2 protein-coding genes are annotated in these 818 nt (G+C 73.2%); both read left to right on the top strand.

The features are described 5' to 3' along the window. Positions 1–354, top strand: a 354-nt coding sequence (locus tag FUT87_RS27390) for a TolC family protein (protein ID WP_186830810.1), incomplete at its 5' end; no start/stop codon positions are given. 21 nt (positions 355–375) lie between these two features. After that, positions 376–818, top strand: a 443-nt coding sequence (locus FUT87_RS27385; RefSeq protein WP_222617325.1) for a biotin/lipoyl-binding protein, incomplete at its 3' end; no start/stop codon positions are given.

Genomic DNA, 818 nt, shown 5'->3' with positions numbered 1-818 from the left:
TTCCGCGAGGTGGCGGACGCGCTCGCCGTGCGCGCGACGCTGGCCGACCGGCTCGCGCTGCAGCAGTCGCTGCTCGCGTCCTCCGAGCGGCAGCTGCGCCTGGCGGAAACCCAGTACCGCGCCGGCAGCACGACGCAGCTGGACCTGCTCGACGCGCAGCGCTCGCTGGTGGCCGCGCAGCAGGCGCTGGTGACGCTGCGGCTGAGCGAGCAGCTCAACCGCCTCACGCTCTACAAGGTGCTGGGTGGTGGCTGGCAGGCGCCGTCGGACGGGCCAGTCGCGCCGGCTGCTGCCTTGACCGGGACGACAGCAACGGCCGTGACGAGAGCGACGGCCGGCAGCGCCCGTGAATGACCAGGGATTGAGGGAGATCCGATGAAGCAGTGGATGAAGCCGGGCCGGCTGGTGGCGGTCGCGGCGGGCTTGGTGGTGATGGCGCTGATCGTGAAGGCGGTCTGGTTCAGCCCGCCTGCGCCGCCGCAGGTGACCTCGGCGGCGGTCGAGCGCGGCGACCTGGAGGTCAGCGTGCTGGCCACCGGCACGATCAATGCGTACAAGCTGGTGAGCGTCGGCGCGCGCGCGACCGGCGAGGTCAAGCGGCTGGCGGTGGCGCTGGGCGACAAGGTCAAGGAAGGCCAACTGATCGCCGAGATCGACGCGCTGACGCAGCAGAACGCGCTGCGCGACGCGCAGGCCTCGCTGCGCAGCGCGGAGGCGCTGCTCGGCGCCCGGCAGGCGACGCTGGTCCAGGCGGAGCTGGCCGCGAAACGGCAGCGCGAACTGGCCGCCGGTGACGCCGGGGCCCGCGCCGACCTCGA

It is taken from the genome of Mitsuaria sp. TWR114 (assembly GCF_007997345.1).
The sequence above is the reverse complement of the archived record's forward strand: the minus strand, read 5'-3'. Positions and strand labels throughout refer to the sequence as shown.